Raw genomic sequence first — 19,501 nt, 5'->3', positions numbered from 1 at the left:
CTGAAAATACTATCTTACTTAATATAACATACGTCAAAACAAACATTGGAATCGAATTTCAAACATGCTAAAATTACAGGTGATTCTCAATTGAAAAGAGGGCAAAACTTTTGCTTAAAATTATTGCAATGTTAATCATCGCTTATTTACTTGGATCGATTCCCTCCGGAGTGATGATTGGAAAAAAATTCTTTAATGTTGATATTCGGCAATCAGGTAGCGGGAATATTGGAACAACTAATACTTTTCGTGTTCTTGGACCTAAAGCCGGTACAGTGGTTTTGGTGATGGATGTTTTAAAGGGAACCTTAGCTGCGAGTCAACCATATTTATTTCAAACACCGCACGTAAACCCGCTATTAATTGGGTTGGCTGCAATTGTAGGTCACACGTTTTCTGTTTTTGATCATTTTAAAGGTGGTAAAGCGGTTGCAACAAGTGCAGGAATCCTACTTGCATATAATCCGCCGTTCTTTATTATTGCCTGTGCCGTTTTTGCTATTTTAGTATTTTTGACTAGCAGGGTTAGCGTGGCAAGCATGTCAGCTATGATCATTATTAGTATTTGGTCATTGTTTTACCATGATCTAATTTTAACTTGTGTGGCGGTTGCATTAACCTTTTTTATATTTTACCGTCATCGAGAGAACATCCAGCGTTTGAAAAATGGAACCGAAAGTTTAATTCCATTTGGTTATTGGTATCATCATATGAAAAATAAAAACTCATAAAACGGAAAGAGGCTGCCACATTTGTGACATCCTCTTTTCTTTTGACTCATTTAAAAGAAAGAAATTTCAAAACTTTGTGAAGCTTCACTTTGAGGTTTTAAATCATTCATTCCCATTTTTTCTTCTAGTTCGCCAGTACTGTCAACATTGTCTGCAATTCCCCACCAAGGTTCGATACAAACAAAGTTTCCTTGTGCAGGATACGGAGACCAAATGCCAACGTAAGGTGCATTTTTAACTGTTAATGCAACGCCGTGATCATTTTTCGAATTATCTAACATAAGTGTTGTTTCAGGATCATGTAATTCAAGAATGAGCGCATCATCTTTGAACGTTTCATGTGTTAACGCTAATGGTTTGGTAAAATCAACTGGAAATGCATTCTTAGCATCATTTAACGGTGCTTTTAATGGAATTTGAGTATAGCTTTGTTTAGGCGCTACACTTAGTTTTACATCTTCAAAAGTCTGATCTTTGCCAAGATTAGTATTAAAGCCTGGATGGCCACCAACAGAAAACAAGAGATGATTTTCAGCATCAGGATTATATACGCGATAAGTTTCTTGTAGTTCATGATTTTTTAAGTCAAAACTTACAACAAGTTCAAATTCAAATGGATACATTTTGTGCGTTTTATCATTGTCAATTAATTTTAAAGTTGCATGTGTATCGTTACTGTCAACGACTTCAAAAATAGAATCACGAGCGAAACCATGTTGATGCATTTCGTAGTTTGTTCCCTCGTATTTGTAATGATCATCTTTTAGACGGCCAACAATCGGAAATAAAATCGGAGCATGTCTACCCCAAACCTTTTTATCAGCAATCCAAATATATTCTAAATCGTTATCTAACGATCTCACACTCGTTAACTCGGCACCAAGTTCGTTTATTTCTACTTTTAAATATTCATTTTGCAATGTAACCATTAATTCAAACCCCATTTATCTATAAAATATATTGACTAAGATCCTTATTACCAGCAATGTCACCAATCTTTTCTTCTACATAATGTTCTGTAATGGTAATATCACCCATTTCCATATCGGCACCTTCGTACAAAATATCTTCCAATAACTTTTCCAAAATAGTATGCAAACGACGAGCGCCGATGTTTTCTGTCTCATGGTTAACATTATAAGCAATTTCCGCGATTTTGTTAATGGCTTCAATGGTAAATGTTAATTTGATGTTGTCCGTGCCAACTAAAGCAATGTACTGCTTAACTAAGGCGTTATTTGGTTCTGTTAGAATTTTGACAAAGTCCTCTTTTGATAGATCATTTAATTCAACCCGAATTGGGAAACGACCTTGTAATTCAGCAATCAAATCACTTGGTTTCGAATCGTGAAAGGCCCCTGAGCCAATGAACAAAATATGATCAGTGTTAATAACACCGTATTTTGTATTGATTTCAGATCCCTCAACAATTGGTAAAATATCTCTTTGAACACCCTCACGAGAAACTTCACCAGAATTTTGCTTTGACTTAGCAATGATTTTATCAATTTCGTCAATAAACACAATACCGGTATTTTCAGCACGCTTAATTGCATCGTGATAAAGGTCACCATGGTTAACTAATTTATCTGATTCTTCACGAACCAGTATTTCGCGAGCTTCAGACACAGGAAGGGTGCGCTGAATTCTCTTTTTAGGTAACATCTGTCCCAATGATTCTCCAAGATCGATACCCATTTGTCCCATCATACCATTCATACCGGTTTTTTGTTGGGGGTCATCCATTGAAATAGTAACTTCGTGGTTTTCAAGAAGTCCACGTTTTAACTGTTCTGCAACAGAAAGTCGTTGATCACGCACCTCATCACTTACTTCTTCTGGTTGAGTTGGATTTTCGGGAGTTTCACCGCGTTGCATTTTTTCAACCATACTCATTAAGTTTTGAAAATCAACTCCGTTCTGTTTTTGCTTATTATCTTTCTTAACGGCGGGAACTAAAAGTTTTACTAAGCGATTGTCAGCACGCTTTTCAGCTTCTACTCTGACGTTTTTAAACTGACTTTTTTCTTCCATTCGAACAGAAACGTCGACAAGATCACGGACCATTGATTCCACGTCACGACCCACATAGCCGACTTCTGTAAACTTTGAAGCTTCTACCTTCACAAAAGGCGCATCAACAATTTTGGCTAAACGGCGAGCAATCTCTGTTTTTCCAACACCTGTTGGTCCAATCATTAACAGATTTTTGGGAGTAATGTCTGTTTGCATTTCTGGAGAAAGCTGTAAACGGCGGTAACGGTTACGTAAAGCAATCGAAACGGCCTTTTTGGCAGCATTTTGTCCGATGACGTATTCATTAAGTTCGCTAACAATCTGTTTTGGTGTTTTATCAATTTCAGCCATTATAAGTCCTCCTAAAATGATTCAGAAATAACATGGTGGTTAGTAAAGATATCAATATCACCAGCCACATTAATTGATGTTTCAGCAATTTCACGTGCAGATAACTGTTGAGCATGTTTCTTTAAAGCTTTAGCAGCAGCTAGGGCAAAGTTACCACCTGATCCAATTGCTAAGATCCCTTCATCTGGTTCGATAACTTCGCCACTACCAGAAACCAAATACATTTCGTCCTTGTTCATTACAATGAGCATGGCTTCTAGTTTTTGTAAGTTCTGGTCGCTTCGCCAAGCCTGGGCAAGTTCTACTGAAGCGCGTTGTAAATTACCAGAATATTCAGTGAGCTTTTTTTCGAATTTATCTTCTAAGTTAAAAGCGTCGGCAACACTTCCCGCAAAGCCTACTACGACTTCATTGTTGAAAATACGACGAATTTTTTTGGCGGTACCTTTCATAATATATTTTTCGCCCATTGTGACTTGACCGTCCCCAGCCATGGCGTTAGTTCCGTTATTATGAACCGCGATAATTGTTGTTGCTTCAAATTTTACTGGCATTAATTGTTCTTCCTTTCGCTACTCGTGTGTAGCCCGGGGGAAAAATTTACGATAGTTGCTTTGCAAATTTTCTGGGGTTACATGTGTATAGATTTGAGTTGTTGATAAACTGCTGTGTCCTAATAGCTCCTGTACGGTGCGGAGGTCTGCCCCGTTATTCAGTAGCTGTGTTGCAAAAGTATGGCGCAACATATGCGGATGAATATGGCTGGTAAGACTGCTTTGTTTGATAATTTGATTTAAAACATACTCAATTCCCGTTGAGGTAATGGGATCACCATAATGATTTACGAAAACAAAATCATGTTGCTTATGATACTTTGTCATAAGCGGTTGGCGGCAGTTAGTCTGGTAATCTTTCAGTGCATTGAAACAATATTCACCAAATGGAACATAGCGTTCCTTGTCACCTTTACCACGAATGAGCATCATTTTTAATTCAAAATCGATACTTTTCCATTTAAGATTGGCACATTCGCTAACTCGAATACCCGTACCGTATAAAACTTCTAACAAGGCACTATTCCGTAATGCTAACGGCGAATCCGATTTTGCTGCTTTAAAAAGTGCATCCATCTCTTTTTGATAAAAGAAACGAGGTAATTGATTTTGATGTTTTTTTAATTTGATACCTGCAAAAGGATTGCTGGATACCAAATCATTTTTGGCAAGAAAGTTGTAAAACGAGCGTAAACTTGACAGTTTTCTAGAGATCGTCGTTCGACTATATTTACGATCAAATAAATCCGTCATAAAAACATTTATATCCAGATGATCGATTTGTTTAAATGGCTTCATACCACCGTTTTGTTTTAAAAACGTACAAAACTCCTCTAAATCACTACGATAAGCCTTAATGGTATCATCAGAATACTGACGTTCTACGCGCAGATATTCAAGAAATAATTTGATGTCGTCTTGCTCCATAATAAAACCTCCATACACTTGCCACTTTAGCAAAGTACGGAGGAAAACTCAATAACAAACCCCGTCAAACGCTCAGAGTTTGCGAATTATTTATTTTTGAACAGCTTCTTCATAATCGCCATTAGGACAAAGGACTTGTTTGCCACCCTTGACCTTCTTTTCGACTAAGAAATGACCATCCTTTGGACAATCACGGCCAATTGGTTTATCCCACGAAACAAACTCACAGTCCGGATAGCGTGAGCAACCATAAAAGATACGGCCACGCTTTGACTTTCTCTCAATGATTTGACCCTTATGACATTTTGGACAGATAACGCCGATTTCTTTAACGATTGCTTTAGTATTACGACAATCTGGGAAACGTGAGCAAGCGAAGAATTTGCCATAGCGTCCCATCTTAACAACCATGGGTGAACCACAGATGTCACAGTCAAAACCAGCTGGTTCATCTTTGATTTGGACAGATTCCATGTTTTCTTCAGCATGGGCAACTTCTTTAGAAAATGGTTTATAAAATTCATCAACCACTTCAACCCAGTTTTCTTTACCTTCTTCAATACCATCTAATTCACTTTCTAAATCTGCAGTGAATGTGATATTTACAATATCTGGGAAGAATTCAACGATAATTTTATTGACAATTTCACCGAGTTCAGTTGGTTCAAAACGCCGTGCAACAAGTTTCACATAGTAACGACGTTGAATCGTATCAAGTGTTGGCGCATACGTTGAAGGACGGCCAACTCCGTTTTCTTCAAGTGCTTTGATCAAATTGGCTTCGCTATAACGAGCAGGTGGTTGTGTAAAATGTTGGGCCGGGTCAGTTTTGGTTAACTTAACTGAGTCACCCTCTGCCAAATCAGGAAGAATGTTATCTTTATCCGTTGCATTTTTATAGATAGTTGTAAAGCCAGCAAATTTTGTTTTGGAACCATTAGCTCTAAAGTTAATGTGATTTTGCTCTAATGAAACGGACATTGTATCCATGATTTCAGGCGTCATTTGGCTTGCCATAAAGCGAGACCAAATCAAGCTATACAGTCTAAACTGGTCCTTTGAAAGATAACTCTTTAGTTCTTCAGGTGTTCTTCTAACTGAAGAAGGTCGAATAGCTTCATGGGCATCTTGAGCACCCTCAGGCATTTTGCCCTTTCGTGGTTTTGTTGCCGCATATTCAGCGCCATACTTTTCATGGATTAATACCGAAGCCTCATGTTTAGCAATCGAAGAAATTCGTGTTGAATCAGTACGCATATAGGTAATAAGGCCAACTGTGCCTTCTTTACCTATATTAATTCCTTCATATAATTGTTGTGCCGCCATCATTGTCTTTCGAGTTCGAAAGTTTAATCTTCGGTTAGCCTCTTGTTGCATCGATGAGGTGGTAAATGGCGGAGCTGGGAAACGTTTCCGTTCTTTTTTAACAACTTTAGTAATTTCGAAAGGTTGTTTTTTATCAATTTTTTGTAAAACTTTTTGAACCGCATCATTATCAGCCAAAGCTAATTTTTTATTGTTTTCACCATAAAAAGAAGCCTGAAATTTTTGTCTGCCTTTTTGGAACTCACTATCGATGGTCCAATATTCTTCAGGTTTAAAAGCTTTGATTTCATTTTCTCGTTGAATAATTAAATTTAACGCAATGGACTGAACACGACCAGCACTTAACCCCTTTTTAACCTTTTTCCATAACAAGGGACTGATAGAATAACCAACAAGCCGGTCTAAAACACGACGAGCCTGTTGAGCATCAACTAAGCTCATGTCAATTGATCGTGGTTCTTTAAACGCATTTTTTACAGCGTCTTTAGTGATTTCATTAAAGACAACCCGGTTCTTATCTTTGGTGTCCAATCCTAATAAATAAGATAAATGCCAGGCAATGGCTTCCCCTTCACGATCAGGATCAGAAGCTAAGTAAACTTTTTTAGCCTTTTTAGCTTCTGAACGTAAATTCTTAATAACATCGCCCTTGCCACGAATTGAAATGTAATGAGGTTCGAAGTCATGGTCAACATCAACCCCCATTTTACTTTTTGGTAAATCGCGAATATGACCTAAACTTGCAATTACTTTGTACGTTCGGCCTAAATACTTTTCAATCGTCTTTGCTTTTGAAGGAGATTCCACAATGACGAGTTTCTTTTTGGTTTTTGTAGCCATAACCAAACTCCTTTTGACTTGATGTAGTTTAAAAACCCTAACTGGTGCTAATTCCTAGTAATCGTATTTCATATTTGGAATTCTGTCAAATCGAAACTCTTCTATTATATGTTTAGAATTCAGAACCGGTTTTGCTCCCGCAACAATTAATTCGTTACAACCGACCGAAAGCGAATCATTAATTTTACCTGGAACAGCAAGCACATTCCGGTTGTTTTGCAGAGCAAGGTTGGCGGTAATTAAACTACCACTACGCTGTTTGGCTTGAATTACGCACAGAGTTTCACAAAGTCCTGCAATAATTCGGTTCCGTTCAACAAAGTGGTGCCTTTGGGGTCCTGAGTCAAGTGGATACTCGGACAAAATCAATTGATTTTTAGCCATGTATTTTTGCAGTGCCATATTTTTTCTAGGGTAATAACGATTTAGACCAGTTCCAATTACGCCAATTGTATAACCATGTTGACGTAACGTTTCCTTATGGGATAATTCATCAATTCCTGCGGCTAGTCCGCTAATAACGGCAATATTTTGCTCGATTACTGTTGGCAAGAGTGCTTGCAAACTATCCTGGCCGTATTGGTTAGCAAGGCGAGCACCTACTACACCTAAAAGTGGGTATTCTAAAAGCTCCAATGTTCCCTGATAGAAGAGAATAATTGGAGCCAAGTAAGCCTCTTTTAATTGAGTCGGATAATTAGGGTCACAAATTGCTAATATTTTAACCTCAGACAAGTGCCGCTTCACAGCAGTCTCTAATCGAGTTGAAGTAAAATCATTTGAAAATTGGGTTCGGTTTTGAGGCCTAATGAACCCTAAACTAACTAAGTCTGAAACCGTCAGGTCACAGTTTGTTTCATTACTGTGATACGTTTGCCACCAATTCCAGAATTTTGCTTCGCTGTGACAACCAATTCCCTTACACAAATGTAATTTTATTAAAAACTTCTTAAGTTGCATATCTTCCACCTCAAAAGAAAGATACGCAAACAACTTATTTTTTTATGAAATGATTGACCGGTGAAAAAGTAAGCCGATGAATTGGTGTGACGCCCAATTTTTCGAGTCCTTCAAGATGCTTGGCAGTACCGTATCCCATGTTCTCGTAAAAATCGTATCCTGGATAAAGTTGGTCGTAAATACCCATTAAATGGTCTCGGTAAACTTTGGCCACAATGCTTGCTGCAGCAATACTAGCACTTTTTGCGTCCCCTTTGAACATTCGTTGTTTAGGGATGTTTACTGGCACATCAACGGCGTCAACTAAGAGCTCATCTGGTGTTACAGATAGACTAAGAACGGCTTTTTTCATGGCCTGTCTAGTAGCTTGCAAAATATTTATTTGATCAATTATCTTTGGTGAAGATACGCCAATAGAAATGGCAGTGGCTGCTTCAATAATTTGCGGGTAAAGTCGTTCTCTTGTTTGGTGTGATAATTGTTTAGAGTCATTGACTTCAATAACCGAAAAATCATGAGGTAAAATAACAGCTGCAGTGACAACTGGACCTGCCAGACAGCCACGACCAACTTCATCAATTCCGGCAACTAAATTCATCCCATTCTGCCAAGCTTTTTGTTCTAGTTTTAACCGTTGCTGAAACTGATCAACTAAAATTTGATGTTTTTGAATTTTTTCATGTGTTTGTTTTAATAATTTCTGAACACCAATCCGGGAATCATTTTTATAAAGCGTAAAAATTGGATCGTCGTCTTGTCTGATCAAGGCTAATTGACCTTTAATTGCATTTACTGTTAGTTGTTTTTCCATTTTCAAGATCCTCAACCCGTTCTAAAGTAAACCGTCCTAGCTTGCCTTTACGAGCATCTAACATAATTCGATTACTTGCGCGATCGTAGTCATCACCCATACCAAGAAATTTTGTAATCTTTAGCAATAAATCGGGTGTAGAAAGTTGAAGGTCTTGATCGTTAAGCTTGTAACGTTCCTTTAAAGTTTTTGCATAATAAGTTCTAAAAACTTCGAGACCAAATAAGGCAACGTCATCGCTGGCAAAAAGACTTTCTTTGATCGCACCAGTAAATGCCAATTTTTTACCTACCGCCTGATCTTCAAATTTAGGCCATAAAATTCCGGGCGTATCTAAAAGCGCTAGCCCATTTTTGGATTTTAGCCACTGCTGATTTTTAGTCACTCCAGGACGATCGGCAGTTTTAGCAATTTTTTTATTTACCAAGTGATTAAGTAAGGTTGATTTCCCAACATTAGGGATGCCAACACAAACAGCACGAATTGTCTGTTGCTGGAGCCCTCGGTCGCTTTGATTTTTTAATTGTTGGGCGAGAATTGTCTGTGCTGGTTTTTGAATGTCTCTTTCAATTGTCCGAACGCGTGAATCAACGGCAATTGCTTGCTGTCCTTGACTTTGATAATAATCTAACCATTGTTTAGTAACTAGCGGATCAGCCAAGTCGCTTTTGGTTAAAATTAATAAGTGTGGTTTTTGTTGAATAATTTCTTTGACCTTAGGATTTCTTGAAGATTCAGGAAGACGTGCGTCAACTAGTTCAAAAATAATATCAACTAGATGTAATTTTTCTTGAATTTCACGAATTGCTTTGGCCATATGACCTGGATACCATTGGATTGTTGCCATGTTGTGTAACTCCTTTCGAGTTGAGGGATTGAGCTTTCATCTTTATGTTTAATTTGTTATTACTTGATGTACATTATTAATAATACGACGAATTTGATTAAAATTATTTGTCATAAAATATTGTGAGTAACGATTATTCATATTCAATTTTTTCAAGCATCGTACGTTTGATTTTTATGAGAGTTTAGACATCAAGTAAGTAAAAATGAAATCTGGATAGCAAACTTTATTTTAACATTTTTAAAATTGCTTTGCTTAATTTCAATAGCGGATTCATATGTGACCGACTGTTTAGCACCATTCCCACTCACCAGGATCCGTTAAATCTATTGGCTTCGTTCTACCAAATCTAAATGAAAAATTTAAAGTTTATGTTCAACGAGTCCCAGTTGCTGATGGTTCGTTAACTGAGCTAGTCACGATTTTGAAGACAAGCAGTGACCGTTGAAAAAACTAACCAACATATCAAGCTTTACACTGATAGCAGCGAATCATTTGAATGGAATGAAGATTAAATTTTTTCTAGTGATATCATCAACTCAACATACGGTTCTATATTTGAACCGACTCAAACCAAGGTCGCTACGGTCGGTGATACACAAATTATCAAAATTGTTGCTTGGTATGATAACGAATATGATTTTATTTGCTAGATAATTCGAACATTACGGAAATTTGCACAATTCGCTTAACATTTGGCACAGTAATATATAAAACGCATAGTCAACCTTGAATCCATTTATCGTTAATACTATGAATCTCTAAAATAAGCGTCGCTCTTATCGAAAAGCAGCGCTTATTTATACATTTCATTTTCGTTATATCAAACTGACAAATGTTTCAACCAACGATCAACAGATTACTTCTATAATAGAAAATCAGTTAGGAAAACTTAAAAGGTGGGTGAACATTTTGAATGATTTTACAAAGGACCCAAAAGTTCAAAAAAGACGGTGGTGGACGATTACCACAATTGGATTATATGCAGTTATGGCAACATTAGATACTTCAATCATCAATGTTGCACTTCCAGTTATTTCCCACGATCTTACCCTATCGATGAGTAAAGCTGAATGGATTGTATCTATATATTTGGTTGTTATTTGTGCCTTACTGCTTGTAATGGGAAGTATAGGAGATTTTGTTGGAAAGGTTAAAATTTATAGAACTGGTACTATTCTCTTTACACTTGGTTCATTTCTAGCTGGTTTTGATGTCAACTTTCAATTGCTACTCATAGCGAGAGTCATAGAGGGCGTTGGTGCTGCAATGACAATGGCCAATAGTATGGGAATCATTTCCGAAGTATTCTCAATTAATGAGAGAGGTCGCGCTCTCGGATTATTTGCTGCATTTACATCTATTGGTTCCATCGCTGGTCCAGCTGTTGGCGGGTTGATACTAAGTTTTTTACCATGGGGATATATCTTTTGGATCAATGTTCCAGTTGGTACTTTGGCAATTTTAATCGGTCTCTATTCTCTTCCAAACGATTTAACTGAAACAAAAATACAACTCGACTGGTCAGGTATTATCACGATGGTCCTATCAATTATTTTCTTTTATATAACCATGAACCTTGCCCAACAAATTGGTTTTATAAACCTCCCAGTAGTATCGGCACTTTTTGCTACGATTTTTCTCTTAGCATCATTAATTCACTTCGAAAAAAACACGACTACTCCATTAATTCCCCTATCGCTCTTTTCAAGTCGAAGTTTTTCAGTGGGATTAATTAGTGGGTGCATCAACTTTGTTATCGTCTTTTTTTCCAATATAATCATGCTTTTTTATCTCGAGAACGAACGTGGCTTCTCTGCATATAAGGCCGGTATCATTCTAATGATTTTTCCCCTCGTTCAGATAGTCATTTCACCATTATCAGGAATATTGACTGATAAAATGGGACCTCATAAGTTACTTCTAAGTGGAGCCTTTATTCTCGGACTATCTCAAATAATACGTGCTTTCTGGGGATTATCAGTATCTATGGTGTCAGTTGCTCTCGTGCTTGTCTTACTTGGCTTTGGAAATGGTCTTTTTCAATCACCAAATAACACCGCTGTCATGACCTCGATTAATGATAATAAGTATCTTGGAATCGGCGGAAGCCTGTACTCTTTAGCAAGAGAACTTGGCATGATAATCGGTGTTACGTTGTCAACAACCATTCTATTTAACGCAATGAGCTTTATTTCCAAAAAAAAGGTATTGACCTACCCAACTGGTCATCCAGCGATCTTTATGTTTGGATTTCGAACTTCTTTTTTCATAGGAGCACTACTTTGCTTGCTTACCCTCTGTCTAACGGTTTATGAAAATCTAAAGAAGGAACAGTGTTAAAAGTCTCAATAGTATGATCAATCAACAACCGTGCTACCTCGCTTAAAGGTATTTTTTGGTTATTGGATTTCTGTCAAGAACGTGGACACTTTTTCATAGAATTTCTTTTTTGATATATTTTTAATTCAGTAACACCATTCGTTAATAATCTCAAGGCAAACCTCTGCGAGGCGCTTCCAGCGGCCTTGACTTATTAACGAATGGTATTGTTAATTTGGCAGGAAGCAATAAATTGCTTCCACACAAAAACACAACTTAAATACTTCCACTTAGAGCTCGTCGTTCTGCCTCATTTGGTGTAATAAAATTAAGGGCTCCATGAATTCTGCGACTATTGTAAAAGCCTTCAATATATTTGAAAAGCTGGATTCTAGCTGATTTAAAATCTTTGTATTTGTCTTTTTGTGGGTAAACATCTTCTTTCTTTAAGGTCGCATGAAATGATTCTATACCTGCATTATCGTATGGACAGCCTTTATGGCTGAAAGAATGTTTGATTTTAAGCTCTTTAAGCCTTGATTCAAACTCGTTACTTGTATATTGAGATCCTAGATCTGTATGAACAATCAGATTACTTGGCTTATATTTAATAATTGCCCGGTTAAGAGTTTTTAGAACTAGTTCATTAGTCATGTTTAAACTAAGATTCCATGAAATAATTTTTTTCGTGTGCAAATCAAGAATTGATGAGAGATACAGCCAACCATCATGCAAGGTGTGAATATAAGTTATGTCTGTTGCCCATTTTTGATTAATTGATTTAGTTGAAAAATCACGATCAATAATATTTTCCCGTTCTTCAATTTTTTGTTTCTTTGGATGCCAAGTATACTTTTTTCGAATGATGGAGCACAATCCTAATTCATGCATTAAATTGCCAATAAATTTTTCAGAAACTTTTTCACCACAATGTTGCAGCTTTTTAGCAATTTTAGGTGCTCCGTAACGACGTCCAGAAGCAAAATAAATTTCTTTAATCAATTTTTTAAAGCGTTTGCGGCGCTTTTCTTGATTCGATACATGACAAATAGAATTTTTATAAAAAGTAGAACGTGGGATCTTAAGGGCGTGACAAACATCACTTATATTGTGATTCTTAGCTGCCTGGTGAGCTGCGGTAATGATTGAGTCTGAAGCTAATTTTTTGCGAATATGGTCAAGACTTTTTTTAAGATTTCATTTTCCTCTTGAATCTTTTGATAAGCTTTTTTCAGTTTGAGATATTCATCCTGGCTGATGCCAGTTTGCTTATCTTTAGAATAACGTTTAATCCAAGCATAAATGTTTTTATCTGAAATACCATATTCGCTAGTAAGATCTTTTACCTTTTCCCCATTTTGATAAAGAGACACAATCATCTTCTTAAAATCAATATCATATTTAGTGGCCATATAGGATATCTCCAATCTTGATAAAGATATTCTACCAAAAGCTGTCCATAATTTATACTAGCTCCATGCATTACATGTATTTTGATTGAATTATTCATTATAATTTTCTCCGTATTCGCTAACTATATTTATATTTCATGATTCATCGTAAGACTGAAACACTTTGTAAGGAAGAATCAGCTTTATGTGATTTGTTCCATATAAAACACATTTAAACGAAGTGTGTCAAAAAAATTTCAAAGTTACTACTTTAGACGTAAAGTTATTCAGTAATCAAATAAATGTGACTCAATACTTATTTATTCTTATTCTAGAAAAAGTCGTTAAAATTGAGTCATCATTTTCAGTTGTAGAAAATAAAAACACGACATTCATTTTTGAATGTCGTGCATATATAAATTTATAGAGTGATTATCCCGTTAATTTTAATATCGTAGAGATCATTATAGATTTTAACTATTTGTTTTATCTAAAATCTCCTTCATCACATTTTCAAATGCTATAGCAAAATGTTTATTGTGTTCAAAATAACTCTATTTTTTAAGTTATCTTTCGAGAATTACCACTCATAATCCGTTTGATCCTGTAATCCTCGCCCAGTTGTCTTATCAAGCATAATGCGCTGTTCAAAGTGTGCGACATTACGTTTTGTTTCTTTAACCATGTCGGGATTGACCGAAACATAATCAATACCACTTTGAATTAAGAAATTCGTAAATTCTGGATACTCAGAAGGTGTCTGACCACAAATGGACACCGTCTTTCCATCTTTGTGAGCAACTGTAATTAGGTGCCGAATTGCGCGTTTAACAGCAAGATTACGTTCATCAAAAAGATTAGCAACCGTATCATTGTTTCGATCGCATCCCAAAAGTAGCATGGTAAGATCATTTGATCCAATTGAATAACCGTCAATAAATTGATTGAACTGATCAGCCAAAATAATATTTGATGGAATCTCTGCCATCATATAGACCTTAAAGTCCGCATTACGAACTAACCCCTCATCACGCATAATAGCGGTTACCTTTTGTGCTTCTGCAACGGTTCGAATAAATGGAATCATCACATTCAAGTTTTTTAAACCAAATTCATTACGAACTTTTTTGACCGCCGCAAGTTCCAGTTTGAAGGCACCAATATACTTCGGATCATAGTAACGAGAAGCACCTCGCCATCCGAGTAAATCTGCTGATTCATGCGGTTCGTATTTTTCGCCACCCTTTAGTTTTCGATACTCACTTGATTTAAAGTCTGAAAGCCGCAATACTACTGGTCTCGGTGCCATTGCGCGGGCTACTTTGGCAATTCCTTCTGCCAACATGTTGACCACTTTTTCTGGATGGCCCTGTTCAATTAGGTAAAGTGGATGTTCATGAATATAAGACGTCCAAAGAAATTCTTCTCGCATTAAACCAATGCCATCCGCTGGTAGTGAAGCATATTTATCAGCCAATTCTGGATCACCTAAGTTCATCATGACCCCAGTAGCAGTTGGTGCAAAGGTTTCAGCTGCTACAACCTGACCGGCTACAGGAGCTGCTTGATTCGTTTTCTTGAGCATACTTTCAACTTTACCTTGATAAACAACACCATTTTTGGCATCAACGGTTACCACATCTCCTGTTTTCAGCATATCAGTAGCCGTTGCACCTTTACTTTCGGTTCCAACGATACAAGGAATCTGCATTTCACGAGAAACAATCGCTGCATGGCAGGTCATGCCCCCATTATTAGTAATAATTGCGGCTGCTTTTTTCATAGCCGGAACCCAATCAGGAGAGGTCATGAAAGTAACTAAAACTTCGCCCTTTTTAAATTTATCAATGGCGGAAGGATCATCGATAACGTGAACCACACCACTAGCTAAACCAGGACTGGCTGGTAAACCACGAACGACGATTTTTGCATCGGCTTCAGCAACCACATTTTCATCATTATTTGTGTCGTTAGCAATACCTTTTTCTTTATTACGTTGTGACCAGACTGTTTCCGGTCGAGCCTGGACAATCCAAAGTCGATTTGTGTTGGCATCCAAAGCGTATTCCATATCCATATAGCCGCCATAATGGCGTTCAATCTCCTTAGCATAACCAGCTAATTCAATCACTTGACTATCAGTTAACGCGGGCTGTTCCTGTAATTCAGTAGGTACTGCTTGCTCCGTCGTTCCACCATTTGGAACACGAATTAATTCTACTGATTGTTTAATGATATTTCTTTCAACAATTTTCATTGATTGTTTGTCAATAACAAAATGATCTGGCGTAACTTTACCTAAAACAATATATTCACCCAGGCCAAAAACGGCGTCAATCACAATTTTAGAAGCATCGCCATTGGCTACATTTACGGAGAACATAATGCCTGATGCTTTTGAAAAGACCATCATCTGAACTGCGGCCGAAAGAGCTACTTTTTCATGTGGAAAATGCTGTTTATGGCGGTAGTAAGTTGCTCGATCTGTAAAAAGTGAAGAATAACATTGTTGAACGCGATTAACGACATCTGCCGCACCTTTGATATTCAAGTAAGACTCTTGTTGGCCAGCAAACGATGCATTTGGTAAATCTTCGGCCGTTGCAGAAGAACGAACGGCCACAAACGGATCAGATTGGTTCATTTTTTTGGCCAGTTCGGCATATGCTGTTGTAATACTATTTGCTAAATCATCTGGCATTTTTGCCTCAATGATTAAATTTCGAATCTGTTCACAAACTTTGTGTAATTCATCCGAATTCTCGTAGTCCTTAATACTCTCAAGCAAGGCGTTAACTTTATCATTTAAACCTGTTTGGTGCATAAAGTATCTATACGCACGTGCAGTTGTTGCAAAACCATATGGTACTGGTACATCCATTGAAGAAGTCATTTCACCTAGTGACGAAGATTTACCGCCCACTAGGTTGACATCTTCACGGTGCAATTCGTTAAACCATAAAACATTTGCTGTATCGCGACTACTCATGATATTACCTCCTTATAATTAATCACCTAATCTTTCTTACCATAAAATATACAGTCATGAATGAAAACGGTTACACTTACCAGCTTTATTATAGTTCACCTTTTCACAAAGTGGAAGTAAAGCGTGTTTCTTTATAAGTTCAAAATATTAATCAACGAATAAAAAAACGTTCCCTCATTTTAAGGAAACGTTTTTGGTCAATTCATATTTATTTGGAAACAATGGATTCTGCTTTCTTCAAAGCTTGATCATTTTTAGCAATCTTACTTTGAATTTTAGTTTCAATGCTCAGAATGGTTTTCTTATTTGCAGTACCAGTAACACTTAATTTTTCTTTCTTTTGATAAGCTGTAACAGCGGTTTTGGTTGTTGACCCAAAGTAACCATTAACCTTATCATTGAAAAAGCCAAGAGCCTTTAATTCCTTTTGCAAAGTTTTAATTTGAGTAGAAACATCACCTATTTGATAGGTCTTGTTAGTATTAATTAATTGAAGATATGCATATTTAGGATAATCTGCCTTATAAGTAGGTGTTAATCCCTTTTTGTTAATCCAATCACCATTAGGAGTTAACCATTTTGCAATTGTGATCTTCATTTCACTTTTATCTTTAAAATCGCTGACTGTTTGAACAGTTCCTTTTCCATACGATTGTGTTCCAATCAAAGGGGCGTTAGCTGATTGATGTAGCGCACCCGCAAAAATTTCAGCCGCACTCGCACTTCCACCATTCATTAATACGGCCACTGGTTTAGTCACTTTATAGCCACCGTCATATTTCTTGCCAGCTTTGTATACTTGTCGCTGTCCATTTTTTGTTTGAACCTGCATGATGGTTTTACCGTTTTTCAAAAACATCGAAGACATTTTTAAAGCTTGATCCATCAAACCACCAGGATTATCTCGAACATCCAATATATAGGAACTGACGCCCTTTTTATCTAATCGTTTCAGTGCAGTTTTTAATTCTGCTGCAGTATGTTCTGAAACGGAGGTAATTTGAATGTAGCCAATTTTCTTATTAATGATTCGTGAGTTAACCGTACTTACCGGAATCTTTGCCCTGGTGAGGGTTTGGTCAAAGCTCTTACCAGCTCGTTTGATAGTTAAGGTAACTTTGGTACCAATCTTACCGCGCATTAAGTTAACGGCATCAGTCACTGACTTACCAGCGATAGACTTGCCATTGACCGCCGTAATTAAATCTCCAGGCTGTAAACCAGCTTTCTTAGCCGGTGTTCCCTTAATTGGGGAAATAATTTTTATATATTGATCCGATTTTTGTACCTCAGCACCAATTCCGGAAAAACTTGAAGAAATTTGATCATTTAAACTTGTCGCTTCTGATTTATCCATATATTCAGAGAACGGATCGTTCAGTGCAGAAATCATTCCTTTGATAGCACCATTCGTAATTTTCTTTGAACTAATGGATTTGTAATAATTGCCTTCAATTGTTTCATAAACAGATTGAATTTTTTGCATTGAGGCAGTATCTGTCTGTGCTTGCGAAACAACATCTCTAGTTTGAAAATAAGCCACACTATAAGCAACGCCACCACCGACAACTAAGGCGATTAAAATTGACCAAAGTAAAGTAGTTCTTTTGACTGTTTTTGGTTGTTTTTTATTCATTTAAAAGCTTCCTGTCTATTAATGATTATTTAGTTCTAAATATTTTTGCCAGGCATCGTCAAAAACGGTCATGGAAGGTAAATAATTACCGTTTAATTCTAAATATTTTGAAATTTCGTTAAAATTTGTCGACTGTTTTGGAAAAGATTGGTCATAAAAAGCATTATTCGCAAATTCTGCAATTGGTTCATAACTTTCTGGATTTCTTTGGGTCATTAAAAATTGATAAAATGTTTTGCTCATAATCAAACCTCTAATTCGATTGCTTAGGAATATTAACTGAGAAGACAAATTTGTTATTGTTAATATCTAGTTTTTCAGCTTTGAAATAAACTCCGTTGGTTGTTTTAATCTTTTGTAAATTTAAAGTAATAATTTTTCCTTTAATGGTGATCCATTTGGGAAGTTTGTAATTAGATCCAATGTAGGCAAGCACCATTTTAGGGGAAATGCTTAAAGCCCCTACTGCTAGGTGTTTTGCCGTCAACACAATATTACCAGATGACGTAACTTTAGGTGTTAATGATAGGGCATAATTGACGTCGCTACCCAAGACCTTTACTTTTCCAATTAACAAAACTTGTTTACTTATTTTCAATTGATAAGTAAAGCTTTTGTTAGTTTGGTACGGCTTTAAATATGCGGCCATTAGTGCATTTAATTGTTTTTTATTGAGATTAACGTTAAACGAAGCTGCTGCCGTCTGGGGACTAGTATTTTTAGTATCAGGTACCGGGGTATTTGCAACTCTCATTTTGAAAAAGATTCCAAAGGCTACTAGACAGGCTAATAAAATTATAAACGCCCATTTCCAAAAATTTGGACGTTGTTTTGTTATTTGATCTGTTTTTTTCATTTTTTTCAGTCCTTATAGAGCCATTGCTCATGAGTTTTCATACTTCTCAATAATAAACGTGTCATTTGATCGTAGCCAGTTGGATTAGGGTGAAAGTGATCACTGCTGGAAAGATAAATGTTTTTTTCTTTTGTATTTTCAAGATTACTTTCGATTTTACTGATTTGCATATCACTAATCGATTTAGCGGTTGAGCCTTGTTTTAATTCTGCAAGAGCTTTTGAGCTTTGATATTGACCTTGAGAAAGCAGCTTATCTACTGAAATAAAATAGGCAGAACTTGATTGTGATACGGCAGCTTTAGTAGTTTCATTAAAGTTAGTAACGGCATGATTAATCTGGGTGATATTTGGAAAATAAACAAAAAATGGATTATAAATACCAAATACGTAAATTGGCGCTGTACTGTTATAGTGTCTGACTTGTTTTAACAAATCCTGGACTTGTGTTGCGTATTTGATGTTAAGTTTTTCTAATGAAAGTGTAAATTTTCCCTCTGAGGATGTGGAATACTTTTGCAGTGCTTGAAAAAGATCGTTTCCGCCTACTGTTAGGGTAATTACATCCGCATTTTTAAGCGAATTTTGAAGATTAGTGTTTTCTTTGACACGTTTTAAGATTTGGTCACTTCGCTCGCCTGCAATGCCATAGTTTGAAATGGTCGCTTTTAAGTGATAGGTTGACTTAAGCTTTTTTGTTAAGCGTTTTGTATACCCACCTTCATTTTTGCTGTCACCAACTCCCTGCGTAAGTGAATCCCCAAGCGCAGTCACATGAACAGTCTTTTTTTGAACCTTAGCAATTTTATGAACAGTTCGGGTAGGACTTGATGACTGGTTATTAGTAGAATGTTGGGGAAAATAGTAATTTAGACCAAGGACTACTAAAGCCACAATTACTACAAAAACAATCAACATAATGATCCAATCGGTGATTTTTTTCAT

At 36.6% G+C, this 19,501-nt stretch carries 17 protein-coding genes and 1 pseudogene; 3 read left to right on the top strand and 15 right to left on the bottom strand.

The genetic code is table 11. The annotated features are described in order from the left end of the window. Positions 1 to 128: 128 nt before the first annotated feature. Entirely contained in the window at positions 129 to 731 is a 603-nt protein-coding gene (gene plsY / locus AB3219_RS08700) for a glycerol-3-phosphate 1-O-acyltransferase PlsY (protein WP_057805672.1), read from the top strand. 50 nt (positions 732 to 781) lie between these two features. On the opposite strand, the gene AB3219_RS08695 is transcribed toward plsY, so the two are convergent. The 8 genes from AB3219_RS08695 to ylqF form a co-directional block, all read right to left on the bottom strand. After that, positions 782 to 1,660 carry an aldose 1-epimerase family protein gene (locus AB3219_RS08695; protein ID WP_216754242.1) on the bottom strand — a complete coding sequence of 293 codons (879 nt, stop codon included), beginning with the start codon at positions 1,658 to 1,660 and terminating at the stop codon, positions 782 to 784. Positions 1,661 to 1,679: 19 nt separating this feature from the next. Then, the gene (gene hslU / locus AB3219_RS08690) at positions 1,680 to 3,098 is read right to left on the bottom strand and encodes an ATP-dependent protease ATPase subunit HslU (protein ID WP_057805532.1); all 1,419 of its coding nucleotides are present in this window, start codon (positions 3,096 to 3,098) and stop codon (positions 1,680 to 1,682) included. A gap of 11 nt (positions 3,099 to 3,109) precedes the next feature. Further along, positions 3,110 to 3,652: an ATP-dependent protease subunit HslV gene (gene hslV / locus AB3219_RS08685; protein ID WP_216754243.1), complete on the bottom strand. Its 543-nt coding sequence runs from the start codon at positions 3,650 to 3,652 to the stop codon at positions 3,110 to 3,112. A gap of 18 nt (positions 3,653 to 3,670) precedes the next feature. Further along, on the bottom strand, positions 3,671 to 4,579 hold the full coding sequence (xerC, locus tag AB3219_RS08680; protein WP_216754244.1) for a tyrosine recombinase XerC: 909 nt from the start codon (positions 4,577 to 4,579) through the stop codon (positions 3,671 to 3,673). A gap of 90 nt (positions 4,580 to 4,669) precedes the next feature. Next, the gene (gene topA / locus AB3219_RS08675; protein ID WP_216754245.1) at positions 4,670 to 6,745 is read right to left on the bottom strand and encodes a type I DNA topoisomerase; all 2,076 of its coding nucleotides are present in this window, start codon (positions 6,743 to 6,745) and stop codon (positions 4,670 to 4,672) included. A 54-nt stretch (positions 6,746 to 6,799) separates the two neighbouring features. Continuing rightward, entirely contained in the window at positions 6,800 to 7,705 is a 906-nt protein-coding gene (gene dprA, locus AB3219_RS08670; RefSeq protein WP_216754246.1) for a DNA-processing protein DprA, read from the bottom strand. Positions 7,706 to 7,739: 34 nt separating this feature from the next. Further along, positions 7,740 to 8,516 (bottom strand): ribonuclease HII, encoded by a 777-nt coding sequence (locus AB3219_RS08665; RefSeq protein ID WP_260365607.1) that lies wholly within the window; start codon positions 8,514 to 8,516, stop codon positions 7,740 to 7,742. Further along, positions 8,485 to 9,363, bottom strand: a complete 879-nt coding sequence (gene ylqF / locus AB3219_RS08660) for a ribosome biogenesis GTPase YlqF (RefSeq protein WP_216754248.1) — start codon at positions 9,361 to 9,363, stop codon at positions 8,485 to 8,487. The genes AB3219_RS08665 and ylqF overlap by 32 nt, the downstream gene beginning before the upstream one ends. Positions 9,364 to 9,667: 304 nt before the next feature. Between ylqF and AB3219_RS08655 the strand changes: the two are divergent. Continuing rightward, positions 9,668 to 10,016 (top strand): annotated as a pseudogene (locus AB3219_RS08655) (type I glyceraldehyde-3-phosphate dehydrogenase); the annotation flags it as partial. A 259-nt stretch (positions 10,017 to 10,275) separates the two neighbouring features. Then, positions 10,276 to 11,706 (top strand): MFS transporter, encoded by a 1,431-nt coding sequence (locus AB3219_RS08650; RefSeq protein ID WP_216762758.1) that lies wholly within the window; start codon positions 10,276 to 10,278, stop codon positions 11,704 to 11,706. A 255-nt stretch (positions 11,707 to 11,961) separates the two neighbouring features. Here the strand turns inward: AB3219_RS08650 and AB3219_RS08645 are convergent, their stop codons facing one another. The 7 genes from AB3219_RS08645 to AB3219_RS08615 all read right to left on the bottom strand — a co-directional run bounded on the left by AB3219_RS08645 (position 11,962) and on the right by AB3219_RS08615 (position 19,501). Then, a complete protein-coding gene (locus AB3219_RS08645) occupies positions 11,962 to 12,828 on the bottom strand; it encodes an IS3 family transposase (RefSeq protein WP_260365132.1) in 867 nt (288 codons plus the stop codon). A gap of 14 nt (positions 12,829 to 12,842) precedes the next feature. Next, positions 12,843 to 13,097, bottom strand: a complete 255-nt coding sequence (locus AB3219_RS08640) for a transposase (RefSeq protein WP_216754758.1) — start codon at positions 13,095 to 13,097, stop codon at positions 12,843 to 12,845. A gap of 559 nt (positions 13,098 to 13,656) precedes the next feature. Continuing rightward, positions 13,657 to 16,065 carry a phosphoenolpyruvate synthase gene (gene ppsA, locus AB3219_RS08635; RefSeq protein WP_216762950.1) on the bottom strand — a complete coding sequence of 803 codons (2,409 nt, stop codon included), beginning with the start codon at positions 16,063 to 16,065 and terminating at the stop codon, positions 13,657 to 13,659. A 208-nt stretch (positions 16,066 to 16,273) separates the two neighbouring features. Beyond that, positions 16,274 to 17,701: a S41 family peptidase gene (locus AB3219_RS08630; protein ID WP_216762951.1), complete on the bottom strand. Its 1,428-nt coding sequence runs from the start codon at positions 17,699 to 17,701 to the stop codon at positions 16,274 to 16,276. 18 nt (positions 17,702 to 17,719) lie between these two features. Then, positions 17,720 to 17,944 (bottom strand): YozE family protein, encoded by a 225-nt coding sequence (locus AB3219_RS08625; RefSeq protein ID WP_216754312.1) that lies wholly within the window; start codon positions 17,942 to 17,944, stop codon positions 17,720 to 17,722. Positions 17,945 to 17,954: 10 nt separating this feature from the next. Next, entirely contained in the window at positions 17,955 to 18,557 is a 603-nt protein-coding gene (locus AB3219_RS08620) for a YpmS family protein (protein ID WP_260365410.1), read from the bottom strand. Positions 18,558 to 18,562: 5 nt separating this feature from the next. Further along, complete coding sequence (locus AB3219_RS08615; RefSeq protein ID WP_367369402.1) at positions 18,563 to 19,501, bottom strand: SGNH/GDSL hydrolase family protein; 939 nt, start codon at positions 19,499 to 19,501, stop codon at positions 18,563 to 18,565.

The sequence above is a fragment of the Pediococcus ethanolidurans genome (genome assembly GCF_964062635.1).
In the GTDB taxonomy this organism is placed as follows: Bacteria; Bacillota; Bacilli; order Lactobacillales; family Lactobacillaceae; genus Pediococcus; species Pediococcus ethanolidurans.
The sequence above is the reverse complement of the archived record's forward strand: the minus strand, read 5'-3'. Positions and strand labels throughout refer to the sequence as shown.